The organism is Streptomyces sp. CB02414 (assembly GCF_001905385.1).
Taxonomy (GTDB): domain Bacteria; phylum Actinomycetota; class Actinomycetes; order Streptomycetales; family Streptomycetaceae; genus Streptomyces.
In genome coordinates this window covers 181,863-200,530 of sequence record NZ_LIPF01000012.1, presented here as the reverse complement: position 1 = coordinate 200,530, position 18,668 = coordinate 181,863, and the positions used below count along the sequence as shown (strand labels likewise).

Annotated in this window: 20 protein-coding genes and 3 pseudogenes; 12 read left to right on the top strand and 11 right to left on the bottom strand. The window is 70.1% G+C overall.

Translation table 11 applies throughout. From position 1 onward, the window contains the following. Positions 1-470 precede the first annotated feature (470 nt). From AMK11_RS33285 to AMK11_RS33265, 5 genes are all read right to left on the bottom strand, one after another. Positions 471-1,046, bottom strand: a complete 576-nt coding sequence (locus AMK11_RS33285; protein ID WP_073731839.1) for a rhodanese-like domain-containing protein — start codon at positions 1,044-1,046, stop codon at positions 471-473. 112 nt (positions 1,047-1,158) lie between these two features. Beyond that, the gene (locus AMK11_RS33280; RefSeq protein WP_073731838.1) at positions 1,159-1,896 is read right to left on the bottom strand and encodes a sulfite exporter TauE/SafE family protein; all 738 of its coding nucleotides are present in this window, start codon (positions 1,894-1,896) and stop codon (positions 1,159-1,161) included. Beyond that, positions 1,893-2,258 carry a rhodanese-like domain-containing protein gene (locus tag AMK11_RS33275; RefSeq protein ID WP_073731837.1) on the bottom strand — a complete coding sequence of 122 codons (366 nt, stop codon included), beginning with the start codon at positions 2,256-2,258 and terminating at the stop codon, positions 1,893-1,895. The genes AMK11_RS33280 and AMK11_RS33275 overlap by 4 nt, the downstream gene beginning before the upstream one ends. Positions 2,259-2,294: 36 nt before the next feature. After that, positions 2,295-3,659 carry an MBL fold metallo-hydrolase gene (locus AMK11_RS33270; protein ID WP_073731836.1) on the bottom strand — a complete coding sequence of 455 codons (1,365 nt, stop codon included), beginning with the start codon at positions 3,657-3,659 and terminating at the stop codon, positions 2,295-2,297. 213 nt (positions 3,660-3,872) lie between these two features. Then, positions 3,873-4,502, bottom strand: a complete 630-nt coding sequence (locus AMK11_RS33265; protein WP_073731835.1) for an isochorismatase family protein — start codon at positions 4,500-4,502, stop codon at positions 3,873-3,875. Between the two features lie 117 nt (positions 4,503-4,619). Between AMK11_RS33265 and AMK11_RS33260 the strand changes: the two genes are divergently transcribed. Both AMK11_RS33260 and AMK11_RS33255 read left to right on the top strand, forming a co-directional pair. Continuing rightward, positions 4,620-5,648 (top strand): GlxA family transcriptional regulator, encoded by a 1,029-nt coding sequence (locus AMK11_RS33260; protein WP_079187845.1) that lies wholly within the window; start codon positions 4,620-4,622, stop codon positions 5,646-5,648. 135 nt (positions 5,649-5,783) lie between these two features. Further along, positions 5,784-6,554: an HAD hydrolase family protein gene (locus tag AMK11_RS33255; protein WP_241847128.1), complete on the top strand. Its 771-nt coding sequence runs from the start codon at positions 5,784-5,786 to the stop codon at positions 6,552-6,554. Positions 6,555-6,565: 11 nt separating this feature from the next. Here AMK11_RS33255 and AMK11_RS33250 read toward each other — a convergent pair whose 3' ends face one another. Beyond that, entirely contained in the window at positions 6,566-6,760 is a 195-nt protein-coding gene (locus tag AMK11_RS33250) for a hypothetical protein (protein WP_143194604.1), read from the bottom strand. Positions 6,761-6,921: 161 nt separating this feature from the next. On the opposite strand from AMK11_RS33250, the gene AMK11_RS33245 reads away from it, so the two are divergent. The 4 genes and pseudogenes from AMK11_RS33245 to AMK11_RS33230 all read left to right on the top strand — a co-directional run bounded on the left by AMK11_RS33245 (position 6,922) and on the right by AMK11_RS33230 (position 10,984). Further along, positions 6,922-7,308 (top strand): ArsR/SmtB family transcription factor, encoded by a 387-nt coding sequence (locus AMK11_RS33245; RefSeq protein WP_073731833.1) that lies wholly within the window; start codon positions 6,922-6,924, stop codon positions 7,306-7,308. Between the two features lie 272 nt (positions 7,309-7,580). Next, the gene (locus tag AMK11_RS33240; protein ID WP_073731832.1) at positions 7,581-8,309 is read left to right on the top strand and encodes a 2-oxo acid dehydrogenase subunit E2; all 729 of its coding nucleotides are present in this window, start codon (positions 7,581-7,583) and stop codon (positions 8,307-8,309) included. Then, a pseudogene (lipA, locus tag AMK11_RS33235) lies at positions 8,306-9,322 on the top strand (lipoyl synthase). Before AMK11_RS33240 ends, lipA begins: the two are co-directional and overlap by 4 nt. 327 nt (positions 9,323-9,649) lie before the next feature. Continuing rightward, a complete protein-coding gene (locus AMK11_RS33230) occupies positions 9,650-10,984 on the top strand; it encodes an MFS transporter (RefSeq protein ID WP_079187843.1) in 1,335 nt (444 codons plus the stop codon). 209 nt (positions 10,985-11,193) lie between these two features. On the opposite strand, the gene AMK11_RS33225 is transcribed toward AMK11_RS33230, so the two are convergent. Next, positions 11,194-11,784 carry an ABATE domain-containing protein gene (locus AMK11_RS33225; protein WP_073731831.1) on the bottom strand — a complete coding sequence of 197 codons (591 nt, stop codon included), beginning with the start codon at positions 11,782-11,784 and terminating at the stop codon, positions 11,194-11,196. A 96-nt stretch (positions 11,785-11,880) separates the two neighbouring features. Here AMK11_RS33225 and AMK11_RS33220 point away from each other — a divergent pair, with 96 nt between their 5' ends. Both AMK11_RS33220 and AMK11_RS33215 read left to right on the top strand, forming a co-directional pair. After that, a complete protein-coding gene (locus AMK11_RS33220) occupies positions 11,881-12,948 on the top strand; it encodes an LLM class flavin-dependent oxidoreductase (protein ID WP_073731830.1) in 1,068 nt (355 codons plus the stop codon). A 213-nt stretch (positions 12,949-13,161) separates the two neighbouring features. Next, the gene (locus AMK11_RS33215; RefSeq protein ID WP_198941515.1) at positions 13,162-13,701 is read left to right on the top strand and encodes an NUDIX hydrolase; all 540 of its coding nucleotides are present in this window, start codon (positions 13,162-13,164) and stop codon (positions 13,699-13,701) included. A 232-nt stretch (positions 13,702-13,933) separates the two neighbouring features. Here the strand turns inward: AMK11_RS33215 and AMK11_RS39050 are convergent, their stop codons facing one another. Continuing rightward, positions 13,934-14,368 (bottom strand): hypothetical protein, encoded by a 435-nt coding sequence (locus AMK11_RS39050; RefSeq protein WP_274535689.1) that lies wholly within the window; start codon positions 14,366-14,368, stop codon positions 13,934-13,936. Beyond that, a pseudogene (locus tag AMK11_RS39045) lies at positions 14,363-14,929 on the bottom strand (FAD-dependent oxidoreductase); the annotation flags it as partial. The gene AMK11_RS39050 and the pseudogene AMK11_RS39045, both read right to left, overlap by 6 nt. A 498-nt stretch (positions 14,930-15,427) precedes the next feature. Between AMK11_RS39045 and rpmF the strand changes: the two are divergent. The 3 genes from rpmF to AMK11_RS33195 all read left to right on the top strand — a co-directional run bounded on the left by rpmF (position 15,428) and on the right by AMK11_RS33195 (position 17,698). Further along, positions 15,428-15,598 carry a 50S ribosomal protein L32 gene (gene rpmF / locus AMK11_RS33205; protein ID WP_073731828.1) on the top strand — a complete coding sequence of 57 codons (171 nt, stop codon included), beginning with the start codon at positions 15,428-15,430 and terminating at the stop codon, positions 15,596-15,598. Between the two features lie 7 nt (positions 15,599-15,605). Next, positions 15,606-16,793 (top strand): GTP-binding protein, encoded by a 1,188-nt coding sequence (locus tag AMK11_RS33200; RefSeq protein WP_073731827.1) that lies wholly within the window; start codon positions 15,606-15,608, stop codon positions 16,791-16,793. 74 nt (positions 16,794-16,867) lie between these two features. Further along, positions 16,868-17,698, top strand: a complete 831-nt coding sequence (locus AMK11_RS33195; protein ID WP_073731826.1) for a class I SAM-dependent methyltransferase — start codon at positions 16,868-16,870, stop codon at positions 17,696-17,698. Positions 17,699-17,733: 35 nt separating this feature from the next. On the opposite strand, the pseudogene rpsN reads toward AMK11_RS33195, so the two are convergent. Both rpsN and rpmB read right to left on the bottom strand, forming a co-directional pair. Then, positions 17,734-18,036 (bottom strand): annotated as a pseudogene (gene rpsN, locus AMK11_RS33190) (30S ribosomal protein S14); the annotation flags it as partial. Beyond that, entirely contained in the window at positions 18,036-18,272 is a 237-nt protein-coding gene (gene rpmB, locus AMK11_RS33185; protein WP_073731825.1) for a 50S ribosomal protein L28, read from the bottom strand. The pseudogene rpsN and the gene rpmB, both read right to left, overlap by 1 nt. Here rpmB and rpmE point away from each other — a divergent pair. Next, positions 18,197-18,511: a 50S ribosomal protein L31 gene (gene rpmE, locus AMK11_RS33180; RefSeq protein WP_241847127.1), complete on the top strand. Its 315-nt coding sequence runs from the start codon at positions 18,197-18,199 to the stop codon at positions 18,509-18,511. The two genes, rpmB and rpmE, sit on opposite strands and share 76 nt — an antisense overlap. Positions 18,512-18,668 lie beyond the last annotated feature (157 nt).

Sequence of the window (18,668 nt, the reverse complement as noted above, 5' to 3'; positions counted from 1 at the left end):
AACTGGCCCGCGAGCGGTTCTTATACAGATCAGTATAGGAGGATGCTGTGCCCCGGTGGATCGGACGGGTATTCGATGTTGTCGGCGAAGCCGTGCTCGCAGTCGACGCAGGCCACGCAGTACGCCACGGTCGACCAGTATCCGAACGCGCCTACCACCGCTGCGCCCGTCTCAAGCCGGTGTACGTGCCTCGCTCCTGGGTCGAGGATGAGCTCGGCAGCGGCGGTACCCCGCCCAGGGTCTGAGAAGACGGCGGGCAGAGAGCACGGGGACAGCGGCGTCATCGGCTGGAAACCCCCCGGACTTGGCCGACGGTGATGGCGATCGCGTCGTCCCGGGGCCGCAGCGAGCACACGCGCGCTGGCCGTGTTCTGGCTTTTCATGATCACCCCGACACGGGCTACGGCAGCCGGCGCCGGCGATGTTCGTCCCGCGACGCCGTCCCACCGCGGGGTCTCCCCCCGCATGGTTCAGCGGTTACGCAGTGCGGTCAGCGTGTTGTCGAGGTCGGCGGCGCGGGGACGGTTGTGGGGCAGCTTGGCGAGCATGGCGGCCATGCCGCAGGTGTTGGTGAGGGCGGAGAAGACCAGGCCGCCCGCGATGCCGGCGGAGAGGAGCTGGAAGGCGGGGTGGACGACGAGGCCGAGCAGCAGGCCGAGCAGCACGATCACTCCTGCGGTGAGCCTCACCTGCCGCTCCATGCCCCAGGTGGCACGCGAGGGGCCCTGGGGACGGTGCAGCTCGTGGCCGTCGGCCGCCCAGGCTCCGGTGCCTCCCGTCAGAGTGGCGGCGGCGACGCCGTGCTCCGCGAGGATCCGGCAGGCGTTCTCGGAACGGGCACCCGAGGCGCAGACGACCAGGACGTCGCCGCGGTCGGCTGCGTGGCGGAGGTCGGGCAGCGCACGCTGGATCTGGTCGAGGGGCACGTTGAGCGCGCCGGGGAGGTGACCTCCGGCGTATTCGCCCGGGGTGCGCACGTCGACGACGGTCAGTTCGTGCAGGCGGGTACGTGCCTCGTCGGTGGTGAGGGCGGTGGACGTGGTCATGGCAGAGCTCATCCTTGCGTGTAGACGGTGCCCCCGGCAGGGGCCCCGTTGTCGTGAGGGGTCGGAGGGAACTTGAGCTAGGAGGAAGAACACAGCCCGCGAGCCTTGCGTCTCAGGCGATGACGTCGACGAGCATGAACGCCGCCACTGCCAGCAGGACACCGGCGAAGATCTTCTGGAGGGTGGTGCCGGAGATCTTCGTCGCGAGGCGTTTGCCGTCCCAGGCGCCGAGGATCGCGGCTCCGGTGAAGGGGCCGATGACCTCCCAGTGGAGACCGGTGCCGGTGCGGGCGGCGAGCGCGGCGAGCGAGTTCATGGTGATGACCAGCAGACTCGTGCCCACCGCCTGCCGCATCCGTAGGCCCAGAACGCCGACGAGGGCGGGCACGGCGAGGAACCCTCCGCCGACTCCGAGGAGCCCGGTCACGGCGCCCAGTCCGGCACCGGTACCGGCCGCCTTGCCGGCCCGTATCCGGTGCGGCGGCTCGGCCGCGGACGGCCGCAGCATGCGCAGGGCCGCCAGCGCGGCGATGAGTGCGAACGCCACGGTCAGTACCGCCTGGGGCAGGCGTCCGGCGACGGCCCCGGTGAGGAAGGCCGGGACGATGCCTGCCGCGGCGAACAGCGCCCCCGTCTTCCATGCCACGTTCCCGTCGCGGGTGTGGGCGTACAGGGCGGTGGCGGAGGTGGCGGTGACGATGATCAGGCTGGCCGTGGTGGCGGCGGCCGGGGTGAATCCGAGCAGGTAGATCAGTGCTGGTACGGCAAGAACGCTGCCACCGCCGCCGAGGGCGCCGAGGGCGAGTCCGATGACGGCCCCGGCGACGAGGGCGAGAACCAGTACGCTCACGCTATCTTGCCGCTGTTCCCGCGTGCGTCGACGACCGGGTGCCCGGCGGCGGCCCACGCGCTCATGCCGCCCTCGACGTCCACCGCCTGCGCGCCGCGCTCGGCCAGGAGCGTCGCCGCCCGCTGGGAGCGGTGACCGCTGCGGCAGACCACCACCAGCGGACGCCCCTGCGCCTCGGTGGGCAGGGCGGCGCCGGCGGTCAGTTCCGTCAGCGGTACGTGGACGGCGCCCGGGGCGTGGCCCGCGGCCCACTCGGGCTTCTCACGGACGTCCAGCAGAACAGCCTCGGGCTGATCGCCGTTGGTACGGCTGCGTGCCTCGTCGACCGTGACGCGGGCCGCGGCTCGGCGGAAGAGGAACATCACACGCTTCCTTCCTTGCAGGTGAAACGGTCGCGCTCAGCCGGAGACGAGGGACAGTCCGGCATCCGCGGCGGCGTCGAAGCCGTCATCGACGGCGACCACGTCACGGCCGGCGGCATCCAGCAGGGAGGCGGCGATCGCAGCCCGCATTCCGCCGGCGCAGTGCACCCACACCGTTCCGTCCGGCACCTCGCCGAGGCGGCCGTGCAGCTCGTGGATCGGGATGTGGACCGAGCCGTCGATGTGACTGCCCGCGCGCTCGGAATCCCGGCGCACGTCCAGAACGACCACGTCATCGCCGCGCTCGCGGACCTCGGCGAGGTCGGCGAAGCGGGCGCGGGGGAAGGAGGCGAGCTGTTCGCCCTCACGGACCCAGGCGGCCGGGTCGCCGGTGGCGGCGGCGGCCGGCCGGTCGATGCCCACCCGCGCCAGTTCCCGCTGCGCGGCGCCGATCTGCTCCGGCGTGTCGGCGAGCAGGGTGACGGGCTTGCCCCACGGGATCAGCCAGGCCAGGTAGGTGGCGAGCTTGCCCTCGCCCTCGAAGTTGAACGACCCGGCCACGTGCCCCTCGGCGAACGCCACACGGTTGCGCAGGTCCACCACCCACTCACCCGCGGCAAGCCGCGAGGTGATCTCTTCGGCGTTCGCGCGCTGGGGCGGGGTGAGGTCGACCGGTGCGGGACCGGCGGCGTTGGCCGGGGCCATGTGCGTGTAGTACGCGGGCACGTCCTCCAGCCCGGCGAGCGTCCGCGCGACGAAGGTGTCGACGTCCAGGTTCAGTGCGTCGTTCGTCTTGCGCTCCTGGCCGATCGTGGTCGCGCCCCCTTCGGCCTGGGAGGAGGAGCAGAAGCTGCCGAAGCCATGGGTGGGCAGCACCGGAACTTCGTCGTCCAGCTCGTCGGCGAGCCGGTGGGCGGAGGCGTGCTGGGCACGGGCGAGCTGCTCGGTCAGCCGCGGCTCGACCAGGTCGGGGCGGCCCACGGTGCCGATCAGCAGCGAGCCGCCGGTGAACGCCGCCACACCGCGCCCGCCCTCGGCGAGGGCGTAGGAGGTGTGGTGCGGGGTGTGTCCGGGGGTGGCGATCGCGCGGAGCACCAGACCCTCGTCGACCGTCACGGCGTCACCGTCGGCGACGGGGGTGTGGGGGAAGGACACGTGCGCGCCGACCGGCACGAGGTACTGGGCGCCGGTGGTGCGGGCGAGCTCCAGGCCGCCGGTGACGTAGTCGTTGTGCACGTGGGTCTCGGCCACGAAAGCGATGCGCACCCCGCGGCGGGCCGCTGCGGCGATGATCCGGTCGATGTCCCGCGGCGGGTCGATGACCACCGCTGCGTCGGGTCCGCCGGCCAGGTAGCTGCGGTTGCCCAGACCCTCGAACTCCAGGGTGTCGACGAAGAACACGGTCTTCCACTCCTCTCGAACGGTGTACCCCGGGGGGTATCTGTCACTCACACTAGCATTTATACCCGGGGGGGTATTCCATCGGTTGGAGGGAGCCCACGTCCGGCAGCCGTCGGGCGGGCCGGTTCCCGGCCGCACGGCCCGCCGGGGTGAGAGCGCCGCGGCCTCGTCCTGGTGCTGGGCGCTCTCACCTTGTGCAGCGGCGGAGTGCCGTCAGTGAGCGGCCAGCCCCTGCGTGGCCGAGGTGACGAGATCGCTCTTGGCGAGCCCGTTCCCGTCGGTGACGGCGGATGTCCAGGCGTCGGCGGTGGTGACCGCGGCCCAGTTCGAGTGCAGCAGCGTCATCAGGGTCTCGTGGACCTGGCGCGCGGAAGCGGTGCCGGCCTCGTTGGCGAGGTGGATGGCGCCGGTGGCGTCGGAAAGGACCTCGATCGCGAAACCGAGGGACTCGGCCGCGGCGGAGGTGGACAGGACGCAGTTGTTCGTCATGTAGCCGACCAGGGTCAGCGTGTCGATCTCGTTCTCCCGGAACCAATCGGCGAGGCCGGTGGCGGTGAAGATGTCGGAGTAGTTCTTGACCACTCGCTTGGCCGTGGAGCCGATGCGGCGCTCCACCTCCGGATGGTTCTCCCAGCCGGGCGAACCGGCCGCGAAGACCGGGACCCCTTCGGGGTACTCGTGCTGGACCGCGACGACGGGCAGGTCCGCCTGAGCGGCGAAGTCCAGGGTGCGCAGAATGTTCTTCAGCGATTCGTCGCGGGGCGGGTACTGGATGTTCAGCGGTCCGTCGAAGTACTCCTGCTGCACGTCGATGAGGACGAGGGCGCGGCGTGGGGTGGTCACGGTCTCTCCTGTTTCCGGTGGTACGGCGCGGACGACGCCGTGGATTCCATCCTCATGGAGCAGCGGGCGCTACAGTGAGTGGCAGAAAAGCTGGTAATCGATGAGATCAGGACAGGCATGCGTATCGCCGTTCACGCCTTCGACGGGATCACCGCGTTCCACCTCGCCGCGCCCCTGCTCGTGTTCGGCGAAGTGGCCCGGCAGGGCTTGGCCCCCGAGTGGACGACCACGGTCTGGAGCACGGACGCGCGCTCGGTCCGCACCTCGGAAGGGATCGTGATCGACGACCTCGCCGGGCCCGCCGCGGCGGAAGGGGCCGACCTGCTCGTCTTTCCTTCCTGGCCCACCGACTTCCCGGAACCGGACGGCGACCTTGTCGCCCTGATCCGGGACATGCACGGCCGCGGAGCGGGAATCGTCGGACTCTGCCTCGGCGCGTTCCCCGTGGCGGGCAGCGGCGTGCTCGACGGACGTACCGTGGCCACCCACTGGGCCTCGGCGGCGGAACTGGCCGAACGGTACCCCGCGGTCGTCGTGCACGCGGATGCCCTCTACCTGGACCACGGCGACGTGCTCACCTCGGCCGGCACGGCCTCCGGGCTCGACGCCTGCCTCCATATCGTCCGCAACCGGCTGGGATCGGCGGCTGCCGCCACCGTCGCGCGTCATCTCGTCATCGCGCCTCACCGGGAGGGCGACCAGGCCCAGTACATCGACCGGCCCGTGCCCGACGACGCCGCGGGGCCCATCGGCGACACGATCACCTGGGCCCTGGCCAACCTCGATCAGCGCCTGTCCATCACCGAACTCGCCGCCCACGCCCACATGAGCACCCGCAACTTCTCCCGCCGCTTCTACGAGACGACCGGCACGAGCCCGGCCAAGTGGGTCCTCACCCGCAGGCTCGACGAAGCCCGCAGACTGCTGGAGACGACCACCTGGAGCATCACCCGCATCGCGGCGGCATGCGGATTCGCCAGCGCCGTGACCTTCCGGCAGAACTTCACCGCGCACTACGCCACCACACCGACGTCCTACCGCCACCGCTTCACCGATCGCACCCGGGTGAACGGCGCTGTCCCGGGAGCTTCCGACCTCGCCCTGGGTGGATATGCGGAACGCGCCACCTCCGTCAAGGAGGCATAAGACTCGAAGGCGCTTCGCCGCGTCCCCGTGCGCCCCGGTGCTGCGTTGGCACGCGCGGCGATCTTCCGAGACCTGGCGAGGCCGCGTTGGCGGCCAATAGGTCGTGCACGATGTCGGCTCGATACGATCTCCGTCGTGATCGTTTCCACTGCCCGCACCACGGTTTTCGACATCGACGGCACGCTCTGCTTCGACGGCCGGACGATCGACCGCCGGATTTTGACCGCCCTCGAGACTTGTGAGCGCGCTGGTCATCAGCTGGTTTTCGCCTCCGCCCGACCTGTCCGCGACCTTCTGCCCGTCCTCGGCGGGGCCTTCCCCAGCGCCACGCTGATCGGAGGGAACGGCAGCATCGTTTCCGTCAACGGCCGCGTCCGGGCGCGGGCCGCGTTCGAGGCGGGCGGCCTCGGCAAGCTACTGGCTGAGGCCGACCGGTTCCGGGCGGGCTACCTCGCCGACGGCCCGTGGGACTACACCTACACCGGGCCGGCCGAGCATCCGATCCTCAGCCGTGTCGACCAGGGCCGCCTCGCCCGCCAGGTCGCCCTCGCAGACCTCCCCGCCGTCGTGAAGTTCCTCGTGGTCGACGCGACCGACATGACAGCCCTCGCCGAAGCCGGTCGCATGCTCGGGATGACCGTCAATCACCACCTCGACGAGGCGATCATCGACTTCGCCCCGGGCGTCACAAACAAGTGGGAGGCACTCACCTCGCTCGGCATCGACCAGTACGACGCCTTCGGCAACGACATCAACGATGTTGACCTGCTGCGTCACGCACGGCACGCAGTCCGCGTCGGCGCCCATTCCGGCCTGGACGATGTCGCCCACGTCAGCGTCGCCGCCGCCCCGGAGGCTGTCGCTGACGAAATATCCAAGCTTGCCCTGGTAGCTCCTGCGGTCTGAAGCAGCCCCAGTCAGTTCCGGACCCAGATGCGGATGCCTGGCAGGCCAAGCGCGGCGGGGAAGGCGATGGCGAACCTGCCGGTGCCAACGATGCCCGGCTCGTCGGTGGCGTCGTGGACCAGAGCGAGGACCCGGTCGCCCGTTGTCGGTGAGTTCCCTTGCGGCCCTCGCACGCACAACTTGTCGATCTCCTCGGCCGGCGTCATCGTCTGCGGTGAGCGGTCAGCGATCGCCCAGGCATTCTCGCCGACGGGCGGAGAACTGGCCGGCCCGCTCCGCCTCGCCATCTACTGGGCCGTTGCTCGCGGTCCCGCGGGTGTGCGTAGTCCGTTGGTCTGGGGCACGGTCGAGCGAATAACATCGCTGTATGGCGATACAGCAGAACTCGGGTCCCTCCGCCCCACAGGACATCGAGGCCGACGCGCTGACCGCGGCCGCCTGCCTGTTCCACAGCTTCAGCGACCCGTCCCGCCTGGCGATCCTGCATCACCTGCAGTTCGGCGAGCATCGCGTCGTCGACCTCATCGACCACCTCGGACTGTCGCAGAGCACTGTCTCCAAGCATCTGACCTGCCTCAAGGACACCGGCCTGCTCGTCTCCCGCCCTGTCGGCCGGGCATCGCTGTACTCGCTGAAGCACCCCGACGCGTTGGTCGACCTGCTCGCTGCCGCGGAGAAGCTGCTGGCCCTGACTGGTGACGCCGTCACCCTGTGCCCTCTGTACGGCGTCGACGCGGTCAGCAACTGCCACTGAGGCCGCAGTCCGCCCCACGGCGGCACCCACACTCGCCCGTGCCTTCAACGGATAGCGATTTGGCTCCATCTCCACGTATCGATAGCATCGCCGTTGAGCGATGAAAGCGCCGATTGATGCTCTCCCGCATCTGCACCTGGCAGCGCCGGTCTTCCGCCCTCTGCTTACCCAACGCTTGCCCACAGCCGCGGTCCGAGCGAATCAGCTCGACCGCCTCGCTGGTCGGCTGCTGTGGCGAGCCGGTGCTGCCGCACCGCACGATTGGAGTCCCCGTGAGCCAGGAGACGGACGGCCGGGAGTCGACCGCAGTCCCCTTCGACCCCGTACGCCGCGCCATCGCCAACCGCGTCACCGCCAGCTATGCGATCCCGACGTTCACCGCTACCGCCGCCGCCGATGTCGAGGACCTGTTCGCCCTGCGGACCCAGCTCAACCAGTCCCTCTCCCGCACGGGGCAGAAGCTATCGGTAAACGACTTCGTCGTACGCGCTGTTGCGCTGGCCCTGCGGCGGCACCCGCAGGTCAACGCCTCCTACTCCGCCGAGCGGCGCGGCGAGACCCTGCTGCACGGCCGCGTCCACATCGGCCTGGCCATCGCCGCACCCGCCGGTCTCATGGTCCCCGTCCTGCGGGACACGGACCGTTCCTCGCTGGCCCAGATCTCGTCCCAGACCCGCGACCTCGTCGACCGCGCCGGCAAGCGCCAGCTGGAAATGGCGGACATGGCCGACGGCACGTTCACGATCAGCAACCTCGGCATGCACGGTGTCGAGCACTTCACCGCGCTCGTCATCCCGCCACAAGGGGCGATCCTCGCGGTCGGTGCCGCAACGCAGCACCTGCGGCTCACCGAAGACGGTGTTGTGGCACGCAGGCGGATGCGGTACACGATCACCGCCGACCACCGGATCATCGACGGCGCGCTGGCCGCCCAGTTCCTCGCCACCGTCACCCACCTGCTGGAGAACCCCGCCGAACTGACGGCGGAGGGCCACGCATGAACCACCCTGCCCGGCCGGACGGACGCCGCCTGCTGAGGATCGAGGCCCGCAACGCTCAGACCCCCATCGGGAAGAAGCCAGAATGGATCACCACCCGAGCCCGCATGGGCCCCGAATTCCGCGAACTGGCCACCCTCGTCAAGAGCGAGGGCCTGCACACCGTCTGCCAGGAAGCCGGCTGCCCCAACATCTACGAGTGCTGGGAGGACCGCGAGGCAACCTTCCTGATCGGCGGCTCGACCTGCACCCGCCGTTGCGACTTCTGCCAGATCACCTCCGGCAAGCCACTCCCACTGGACCGCGACGAGCCCCGGCGCGTGGCGGAGTCGGTGCGCACCATGGGCCTGCACTACGCCACCATCACCGGCGTCACGCGCGACGACCTGCCCGACACGGGCGCCTGGCTCTACGCAGAAACCATCCGTCAGATCCACGCCCTGAATCCCGGCTCGGGCGTCGAAGTCCTCGCCGACGACCTCGGCGGCCGCCCGGACCACCTCGCCGCCGTCTTCGAGGCACACCCCGAGGTCTTCGCCCACAACCTGGAAACCGTCCCCCGCATCTTCCGCGAGATCCGCCCCGGCTTCCGCTTCGACCGCTCCCTCGACGTCCTGAGCCAGGCCCACCGAGCAGGCATGATCACCAAGTCCAACCTGATCCTCGGCATGGGCGAGACCAGCGAAGAAGTAGTCGCCACCATGCGCGCCCTGCGCGAGGCCGACTGCGACATCCTCACCCTCACCCAGTACCTGCGCCCCTCACCCCTCTAGCGCCCGGTCGACCGGTGGGTACGCCCGCAAGAGTTCGCCGAACTCAAGGCCGAGGCCGACCGGATGGGGTTCGCGGGCGTGCTGGCCGGCCCACTGGTGCGCTCGTCCTACCGAGCCGGACGACTGTGGGCCCAGGCCATGACGGCACAGGGACGCGACATGCCGCCCGCACTGCAGCACCTCGCGACCGCCGCGACCGCCGCGACCGCCGCGACCGAAGAAGCGTTCCCTACGGCGATCTGAAGGCGCAGGAACCACACGGGGCTGCCCAGCCGGCGGAGGACAAAGGTCCGACGCCGGCGGTGGCGTGTCCTCGACGGTCCGCGCAACAAGCACATCGCGGACGATCTGCAACGACTACCGCTCAAGGAAGGGCGGAGGCGCAGCAGCGCTCGTAGCAGCCGAGCGCCCATTCCCAGAGCTGCGGCCCCGGCGGGCAGCGAGGCGGCCGGCGCCTTCCGCCCAGACCGCATTCGCACACGCCTTGGGCGCGGCGGCGCTGCTCGACGATCGGCGCCGCCGGCCATCACATCCCGTCCCACCCCCGCTCAATACCCCAGGAGAATTCCCATGCCCAAGCCTGCGGCCTATTCGGCGCCGGTCTCGCCGCATACCGGTAACCGCCCGCCGGAGACGGGCCTGCGCCGTTCCGTCCCGGAGACGCAGAAGCGCATCCTGACCGTCCTGCTGATCTCCCAGGTCCTCAGCGGCGCCGGACTCGCGGCAGGCATCACCGTCGGCGCACTGCTGTACAAGGACATGCTCGGATCGACCACCCTGGCCGGCTTGCCCAGCGCTCTGCTCACCGGCGGGTCCGCGCTCGCCGCTGTCGCCATCGGCCGCATCTCACAGGCACGCGGTCGGCGTCCCGGACTCGCCGCCGGTTACGTCGTCGGGGCGCTGGGCAGCGCAGGCGTCGTCGCTGCCGCCACACTGGACAGCCCTGTCCTGCTCTTCGTCTCCCTCGTGCTGTACGGCGCCGGAACCGCCGCCAACCTCCAGGCGCGCTATGCCGGAGCCGACCTCGCAGCCCCCGCCTACCGGGCCCGCGCTGTGTCCACCGCGCTGGTCGCCACCACCCTCGGCGGCATCCTCGGCCCCAACCTGGCGACTCCGGCGGGACGTGTCGCCGAAACCCTCGAACTGCCCAGCCTCACGGGCCTCTTCCTGTTGTCGGGCCTCGCCTACGCCCTGGCCGCCCTCGTCCTGACCGTCTGGCTGCGCCCAGACCCGCTGCTGCTTGCCCGAACCCTCTCCGAGGTGCGAGAGCCGTCAGACGGAGCGGAACGGCCGGAGGCACACTGCGCACACCGGAGCCCGGGACTTCTGGTGGGCGTACTGGTCATGGGCCTCTCCCAGCTGGTGATGGTCGCGGTCATGACGATGACGCCGGTCCACCTGCATGACCACGGTCACGGCACGGCAGCCTCCGGGCTTGTCATCGGTCTGCACGTCGGCGCCATGTACCTGCCATCCCCGTTGACAGGTTTCCTGGTCGACCGCTACGGCAGCACGGCGGTCGCCACCGCTTCTGCGCTCACCCTCCTCACGTCCGGCGTCCTCGCCGCGAGCGCACCCGGTGACTCCGTCGCGCTCTCGGCCGTGGCACTCGTACTCCTCGGACTGGGCTGGAACTTCGGCCTGGTCAGCGGGACCGCCATCGTCACCCAAGCCGCGCCGGCAGCCACTCGCGCCAGGACACAGGGCCTGGCCGATGTGGCTATCGCCATCGCGGGCGCGGCCGGTGGACTTCTTTCCGGCCTGGTCGTTGCTGCGGCGGGCTATTCCGTGCTTGCCGTCGCGGGTGGTGCGCTCGCTCTTGCGATCCTGCCCGCGGTCATGGTGGCGGCCTTGCGCATACGGCAGGAGCAGGGCGGCAACGGCTTGCAGCGTGAGGTGAGGTAGGGGCGACGCTCAGTCCCGGCCCAGGAAATCTTCCTGGGCGCGGGTCTGCGCACCGCGAGCCCGCGGGGCCCGAGGACGTCCCGGTCGCCGATTGCCGTCCAGGTCCGCTCAGCAGCCGGTCTCATCCGGCCTCTCACGAGTGGTGCGCGGGGTGCCGGGCGGAACGCTCAGGGTTGACCTCCCGGTGACGGGTCTCCAGGTGTGCCTGGTCAAGCGAAGGCTCGGCCTTGCTGTTTGCGGGCGTAGGCGCGGGCTGCTCGGACGCGGTCCCCGCAACGGGTGGAGCACCACTGCCGACGTGCATGGGTACGCAGGAGGAAGCGGTCGCAAGGGGGCGCCTCGCAGCGCGCGATCCGAGCTGCTTCGTCGCCGGTGAGCAGGGCTGCAGCGTCCTCGGCGATCTGAGCCATCGCGTGCTCGACGAGCTGCGTCACGGGGTGCACCGGGGCCCGACGGAACCCTTCGTCCGGTTCGTGACGCAGCAACCGCGCACTGGGGACCTTGGTGAGGGCCCGGTTGATACCGTCCAGGGCCGGCTCCGGGGGAGCTTTGCCCTCCACATGCGCCGTGAAGAGAGCGCGCAGGCCACCCCGGAGTTCGGTGAGCTGGTTCTGGCAGTACGACAGCAGCGTCGTCCGCGCGGGTACGAGGCCGTGACTGACGAGCCAGCCGGTGGCCTCCTCGGGGGTACCCAGTTCGTCTGCCCGATGCCCACCGGGGAGCGTCACCGCGCCGTTGACCAGCGCGAGGCTGACGTGCTCGTCGGCTCCAGGGGCGGGTGGGAGCGGGTTCTTCGACATCGCCCTCATGGTATCAGCGCCGGTCTCCCGTGAGATACCTGTTAGCGTGGATCTCACGATGAACAGAACTATCTCCCGTGAGAATCGAGCAGTGGCATGATCCCCGCACCGCCTTCGGGCACCGCACCGTTCGCCCTGTCGGTGCTCGACAACGCACACACCGCTGTCGGGCAGACCGTCGAGGAAGCCTTCGGTGAAGTCATCGCTCTGGCCCAGTTGGCCGAGCGGCGGGGCTACCACCGCTTCTGGATGTCCGAGCACCACGCGATGCCCGGAGCTGCGACCTCCTCGCCGCAGCTGATGCTGGCGCGCCTGACCGGCGAGACGAACCGCATCCGGCTCGGGGCGGGCGGGATCATGCTGCCCAACCACGCGCCGCTCGTGATCGCCGAGCAGTTCGGCATGCTGGAGGCCCTAGCCCCGGGACGGATCGATCTGGGACTGGGGCGCGCGCCCGGCACGGACCTGGCGACCGCCGGGGCACTGCGCCGCCACCACGACGCCAACGACGGCTTCCCGCAACAGGTCCTGGAACTGCTCGGATTCCTCGGCGGCGACTTCGCCGAGGGCCACCCCTACCGGAACGTCCACGCGGTCCCGGGCCCGTGGCAGGCGGACGAGAACCGGGTGCCCCGCCCCGAGACCTCACCGGAAACGTGGATCCTGGGCTCTTCGCCCTACTCGGCGCGCCTCGCGGCCGAACTCGGCCGCCCCTACGCCTTCGCGCTGCAGTTCGGCGACGCCGATGTGGCCTCGGCCATGCGTCTGTACCGGGAGAACTTCCGTCCCTCGAAGGCCCTGGCCGAGCCGTACACGCTCGTCAGCGTCGGCGTGGTCGCCCATGATGATCCGACGGAGGCCCGGCGTCAGGCGGCCTCGTCGGCGATGGCCATGCTGCGGATGTTCCAGCGCAAGCCCTACAGCCTGCTTCCCCCGGAGGAGGTCGAGGCATACCCCGCCGGCCTCCAGGAGCAGCAGATCCTCGAGACCTACACCCACCGGTTCCTCAACGGCACCGGCCCGGAGGTGGCCGCGGCCCTCGAACGACTCCATGCCCGCACCGGAGCCGACGAAGTGATGCTCGTAGTGATGGGTCACTCACGCCAGGCCCAGGCCCGCACGGTCGAGCTCATCGCCGACCACTACGCGCTCCCCTCACGGTGAGTTCCGAGCTTGATCGGCAGCGACTCTGCCGCTGAGCGCGCCGGCGACCGCGCCGACGCGCACGCCGAGGAATCCGACGTGAGAGCGGGAGGAAGAATGACGGAGACGACGATCAGCGCCAGGGAACAACTGGCGGGTCTCGTCGGACGGCGGGGGCGGCACCCGTGGGGTCGGGCAGGGCTCCCACGCGCCACGTCGCAGCACCGACGCACGATGCGCGCGAGCGCCGTGGTGGTCGTGGCCAAGCCGGTCGCCGACGACATCGCTTTCCTGCTCGTGCGGCGTTCCTTCACTCTGCGCCATCATCCGGGCGAGTTCGCGTTCCCCGGCGGCGGCATCGAACTGGGTGAGACCCCCGTCACGGCCGCGCTCCGTGAGTGCCACGAGGAGACCGGCGTGGCCCTCGGCCGACGGCACGTGCTCGGCACCTTGCCCACCCTGGCCCTGGAGGCGAGCGCGAACGTCGTCACGCCGGTGCTGGCCTGGGCCGGAGACGATATCCGGGATGGCCCGGCACAGCACTGGCACAACCGCGAGACCCGGTCGACGCACTGGGTGCCCCGCAGCCACCTCGTGAAGCCGGAGAACCGCAGCACCGTGACGTACGGGGAGCACTGGGCAGGGCCGGGATTCGAACTCGACGGTGCCCATGTCTGGGGCTACACCGCCCATGTCCTGGACCGGCTGCTCGACGAACTCGCATGGAGCCGCCCCTGGGACACGACCCGCCAGAACGCCATCACTGAGAACTGATCGGAACCACACCTCGTGCCGCAGGCGTCCGTTCATGTCTCACCGGTCGTTTTCCAGACCAGATCACGTGGCGCGGGCACCGGAGAGGACTCGGCGGTCCGCCTACCCCGCGGTCACACCAGCAGGCCGACCGCCTCCACCCCGTCCCCATCGCCAAGGCGGCTGAGGTGAGTGAACGAGGCAACAGTGCACCGGATCTCGATGGGGCGCCTGCGGTCACGCCACAGGCGGGTCAGGCCGGTTCGGTGGCGGGCTGCTGGGCCGCGATCTTGAGGGACTCGCCCATGGTGAGGAAGGGCGACCAGGTGCGAGCCAGCCGTGCCACGGTGAAGCCGGCTTCCAGAGCGTAGGTGGCAGCGACGATGATTTCGCCAGCCTCGTCGCCGACGATGTGGACGCCCAGCAGGCGGTCCGTCTCACCGTCGGAGACAAGCTTGACCATGCCGTGCGGACGACGGCTGACCATCGTCCGCCCGATGTGCGCCAGTGGCAGGACGCGGACCTCGTAAGGCCGTCCGCTCTCGCGCGCCTGCTCCTCGGTCAGACCGACGCCTGCGGCGGCGGGCGAGGTGAAGGTGACGTGCGGCAGGTACCGGTAGTCCAGGACGCCGGTCCCGGCGCCGTCGAAGGCGTTGGCGACGGCGAGTTCCGCCTGGGCGACGGCCACGTACTCGAACTGCCGGGCGCGCCCGGTCACGTCGCCGGCGGCCCAGATCCGCGAGTGGGCGGTGCGCTGGTGCTCGTCGACGACGACCTCTCCGGCGGGGCCGGTCTCCAGTCCAGCGGCCTTGAGGTCAAGCGGTTCTGTCACGGGCCGGCGGCCGGTGGCGACGAGGAGGCGCTCGGCGGACAGTGTGCTGGTGCCCGTGCCGTCGTCGACGGTGAGGACGACCTGGTCGCCGGAGCGTGCGACGCGCACCGGCGTGACACCGGTCCGGAAGGAGATGCCCTCCTCCGTCAAGGCTCCCTCCAAACTGGCGGAGACGGCGGCGTCTTCGCGCGGGGTGATGCGCGGCGCGATGTCGACGACGGTCACCGCGGCGCCGAGCCGCGACAGGATCTGCGCCTGCTCCAGCCCGACGGCGTTGGCGCCGATGACGAGGAGGGACTCCGGGACGCGGTCCAGCTCCATGGCGGTGGCGGAGGTCAGATAGCCGACATCCGGCAGGCCGTCGATCGCCGGGATCAACGGTTCGGCGCCGGCCGCGATCAGGACGTGCTCGGCGGTGAGCCGACGGTCCTGGCGATAAGAGAAGACCCATGTCCCGCACGCTGCGCCCGGTTCCTTTGGCCGTTCGCACGATGGCCAGGACGTCGGGGAGTCGGAGTGTCAAATCCAGGTCGAGCAACCCACCCGGACAACAAAAGCGCAGGTCAGGAAGCCTTCCCCGCAGGTTCGAGGATCGCCACGCACTCCACGTGCGACGTCATCGAAAAGGTGTCGGCCTGAGCGAGGCTCACAAAGGGCCAGGTCAGGCGCTATTTCCGGGCTCGCGGGCCCGCACATCTCCACCCGGAGCGTCAAACGAGCGTCACAGTGCGAACGGCTGGCACCCCCCTCTTCCCACCCACCCGACGGTCCGCACCGACCGGGGCGGAGGCGCGGGGTCACCACGGGAGGCCGCCGAGAGAGATCGACACGAAGGGGGTGCGACGACACCGATCGTAATGACATCCATTTTCATGTATCGTCTGCCTCGCTCACCGATCGCGCCCGGAGGTCCACATGGCCGTACCCAAACGCAAGATGTCCCGCAGCAACACCCGACACCGCCGCGCGCAGTGGAAGGCCACGACGCCCCAGCTGGTCACGGTCACGGTGGACGGCGTGCCGTACCTCGTCCCCCAGCGCCTGGCCAAGGCGTACGAGCGCGGCCTCCTGCACCCCGAGGGCTGATCCCCGTATGACGCACGCCCCCTCACCGCGACTTCCCGTAACCGTCCTGTCGGGGTTCCTTGGAGCCGGCAAGACCACCCTGCTCAACCACGTCCTCACCAACCGCGAGGGCCTGCGCGTCGCCGTCATCGTCAACGACATGAGCGAGGTCAACATCGACGCCGCCCTCGTGCGCGGCGGCGAGGCAGCGCTGTCGCGCACTGAGGAGCGCCTGGTCGAGATGACCAACGGGTGCATCTGCTGCACCCTGCGCGACGACCTGCTGGAAGAAGTGGACCGGCTGGCGCGCGAGGGGCGCTTCGACTACCTGCTCATCGAGTCCTCGGGCATCTCCGAACCCATGCCGGTGGCCGCCACCTTCGCCTTCGCCCGCGATGACGGCGCCACCCTCGGCGACCTGGCCCGCCTCGACACGATGGTCACCGTCGTCGACGCCGCCAACTTCCTCCCCGAACTGACCGCCGGCGACGAACTGACCGAGCGGGGCCTGGACCAGTACGAGGACGACGAACGCACCGTGAGCGACCTGCTGATGGACCAGATCGAGTTCGCCGACGTCATCATCCTCAACAAGCTCGACCTCGTGGACTCGGCGTCGGCGGACCGGCTGCGGGCCACCCTGGCCCGCCTCAATCCGGCCGCCCACGTCGTGCCGGCGGTGCGGGGCCGCGTACCAGTCCGTGAAGTCGTGGGCACCGGCCGCTTCGACCTGGAACGCGCACAGCAGGCTCCCGGGTGGGTCAGGGAACTCAACGGCGACCACGTGCCCGAGACGGAGGAGTACGGCATCTCCTCCACCGTCTTCCGTTCCTCCACGCCATTCCACCCCGGCCGGCTGTGGACGTTCGTGACGGAGGCGCTGGACAGCGGCACCTACGGTCAGGTCCTCCGGTCCAAGGGGTTCTTCATCCTCGCCAGCCGGCCCCACGTGACGGGACTGTGGTCGCAGGCCGGTTCGGTGGCACGCTTCGAACCCTCCTCCGCGCGTGACACCGACAGTCCCCACGCACAGGAAATCGTCTTCATCGGAACCCAGCTGGACAAGGAATCGCTGAGCACGGCCCTGGCCGGCTGTCTCATGCGGCAGGGCGAGAAGCGGCCCGAATCCGATCCGTTCCCCGCCTGGGACACCTACGGATTCGACGAGACCTGCGCACACGAGCACGACCCCCTCACCACCGTGACGGGGCACTGAGACTCCGGGCCGGACGGTGGTCGCAGCCACGGCACCGTCCGGCCCGGTACACATCTGTGTGAGGGAGGCCGCTCATGGACAGGAACGAACCGCTCCTGGGAACGGTGCAGGAGACGCTCCTCATCCCGCTCTACGCCCGCGCCGTGGAAACCCGCAAGGAACACGCCCTGCTGCGGGACCCACGGGCCGAGGAGATCGTGGCCTCGATCGACTACGACTTCGGACGCTTCGACGGCCTTCCGAGCCTCGTCGGCGCGCTGCTGCGCACCCTCCTGTTCGACCGGTGGGTGGCGGAATTCCTCACCGCCCACCCCCAGGCCACCGTGGTCGAGATCGGTACCGGGCTCAACACGCGCTACGAACGCGTCGACAACGGCCGCGCCCGCTGGTTCGAACTCGACCTGCCGGACGTGATCACCCTGCGCCGCAGATTCTTCACCGACACCCCGCAGCGGACCATGATCGCGTCATCCGTGACGGACGAAGCCTGGGCCGCCGAGGTGACCTCGGACGCGGGCGGGCCGTACCTGTTCCTCGCCGAGGCCGTACTCCCCTACCTGGACGAGGCCGATGTCCGCCAGGTCGTCGATCTGCTCGCCGACCGCTTCCCCGGCGCCCTGCTCGCCCTCGACACCGCGGGCCCGGGCTTCTTCGACACCCAGGAGGAGCACGACGCGCTCAGCCGGGTCGAGGCCCGTATGCACTGGTTCTGTCCCGACCTGCCGGCCCAACTGGCTGACTGGCGCCCAGGGACCGGCATGGTGGCTTCGCACACCCTCACCAGCCTGCCCGCCTCTCTGCTCGCCCAGCTGCCTCTCCCCTACCGGCAGATGGTGGCCGCGCTCTCCGCGCAGAAGCTCCCCCAGGCAGAGGGCTACCGGCTCAACCTCGTGCGCCTGCCCTGAGATCCGCGCGCCCGTCTTCGGTGCCGTAGGCGTCGCCAGGAGGACTTGGTGACCCCCGGCAGGAAGCCGGCGTGCGCCTGCTCCCGCAGGTTGACCCGTGACAGGCCGAACTTTCGCAGGTGTCCACGGGGCCGGCCGTCCACGCTGTCCCGGTTGCGCACACGCGTCGCGCTCGCGTCGCGGGGCTGGCGCCGGAGTTCGGCTACGGCCGCCTCGCGTTCGGCGTCGGTGGAGGACGGCCGGCGGATGATCTCCTTCTGCTCCGCACGGCGGGCCGCGTACCGCTCGACGACCGCCTTGCGCTTCTCGTTCTGTGCGATCTTGCTCTTCTTGGCCATCAGACCTTCCCCCCTCGGGCGCGGATGCGGGCCACGGCGGCCTCGATGCCGATGCTGTCGACGGTCTTGACCGCCTTGGCGCTGAGCGTCAACCGGACGTGCCGTCCCTCGCTGGGCAGCCAGTAGCGCTTGCGCTGGATGTTCGGGTCGAAACGGCGCGATGTGCGCCGGTGCGAGTGGGAGATGGTGTTGCCGAAGCCCGGCTTGGCGCCGGTCAGTTGGCAGTGGGCGGACAAAGCTCTGCTTCCTGACGCCGGACGGCCACCCAGACACCGAGGAAGCCCCGTCTTCCGCGACCGCGCCGCGAACTACGCGTTCCTCACCCGACTGGGAGGACGGCAACACCTACCCGGTCGTCGACGTCGAGATCTCGAACGTCAGCCACCCCTTCTATACGGGTACCGCCCGCGTACTGGACACCGCCGGACGCGTCGAGCGCATCGAGCGCCGCTTCGGCCGACGCGGAGCCAAGTGATGCGGAGCGAGGCGCAACTGCCCGTCGTCATCGTCGCCGGTCTCCACTCCGAGGCGCGCCGGCAGGTCGTCGACCACCTCCTGGACACTCAGCAGCGGTCCTCGGCCACGGAGTCCACGCAGGTACGACGGTCTCGCGCCCGCTCCCGCAGGAGCAG

Excerpts from the sequence above, each read along its gene's own strand:
- AMK11_RS33285 (WP_073731839.1), bottom strand. The coding sequence starts at position 1,046 with ATGACCACGTCCACCGCCCTCACCACCGACGAGGCACGTACCCGCCTG.
- AMK11_RS33275 (WP_073731837.1), bottom strand. The coding sequence starts at position 2,258 with ATGTTCCTCTTCCGCCGAGCCGCGGCCCGCGTCACGGTCGACGAGGCA.
- AMK11_RS33260 (WP_079187845.1), top strand. The coding sequence starts at position 4,620 with ATGCGTATCGCCGTTCACGCCTTCGACGGGATCACCGCGTTCCACCTC.
- AMK11_RS33250 (WP_143194604.1), bottom strand. The coding sequence starts at position 6,760 with ATGACGCCGGCCGAGGAGATCGACAAGTTGTGCGTGCGAGGGCCGCAA.
- AMK11_RS33245 (WP_073731833.1), top strand. The coding sequence starts at position 6,922 with ATGGCGATACAGCAGAACTCGGGTCCCTCCGCCCCACAGGACATCGAG.
- AMK11_RS33230 (WP_079187843.1), top strand. The coding sequence starts at position 9,650 with ATGCCCAAGCCTGCGGCCTATTCGGCGCCGGTCTCGCCGCATACCGGT.
- AMK11_RS33225 (WP_073731831.1), bottom strand. The coding sequence starts at position 11,784 with ATGTCGAAGAACCCGCTCCCACCCGCCCCTGGAGCCGACGAGCACGTC.
- AMK11_RS33220 (WP_073731830.1), top strand. The coding sequence starts at position 11,881 with ATGATCCCCGCACCGCCTTCGGGCACCGCACCGTTCGCCCTGTCGGTG.
- AMK11_RS33215 (WP_198941515.1), top strand. The coding sequence starts at position 13,162 with ATGCGCGCGAGCGCCGTGGTGGTCGTGGCCAAGCCGGTCGCCGACGAC.
- rpmF (WP_073731828.1), top strand. The coding sequence starts at position 15,428 with ATGGCCGTACCCAAACGCAAGATGTCCCGCAGCAACACCCGACACCGC.
- AMK11_RS33200 (WP_073731827.1), top strand. The coding sequence starts at position 15,606 with ATGACGCACGCCCCCTCACCGCGACTTCCCGTAACCGTCCTGTCGGGG.
- AMK11_RS33195 (WP_073731826.1), top strand. The coding sequence starts at position 16,868 with ATGGACAGGAACGAACCGCTCCTGGGAACGGTGCAGGAGACGCTCCTC.
- rpmE (WP_241847127.1), top strand. The coding sequence starts at position 18,197 with ATGTGCGCCGGTGCGAGTGGGAGATGGTGTTGCCGAAGCCCGGCTTGG.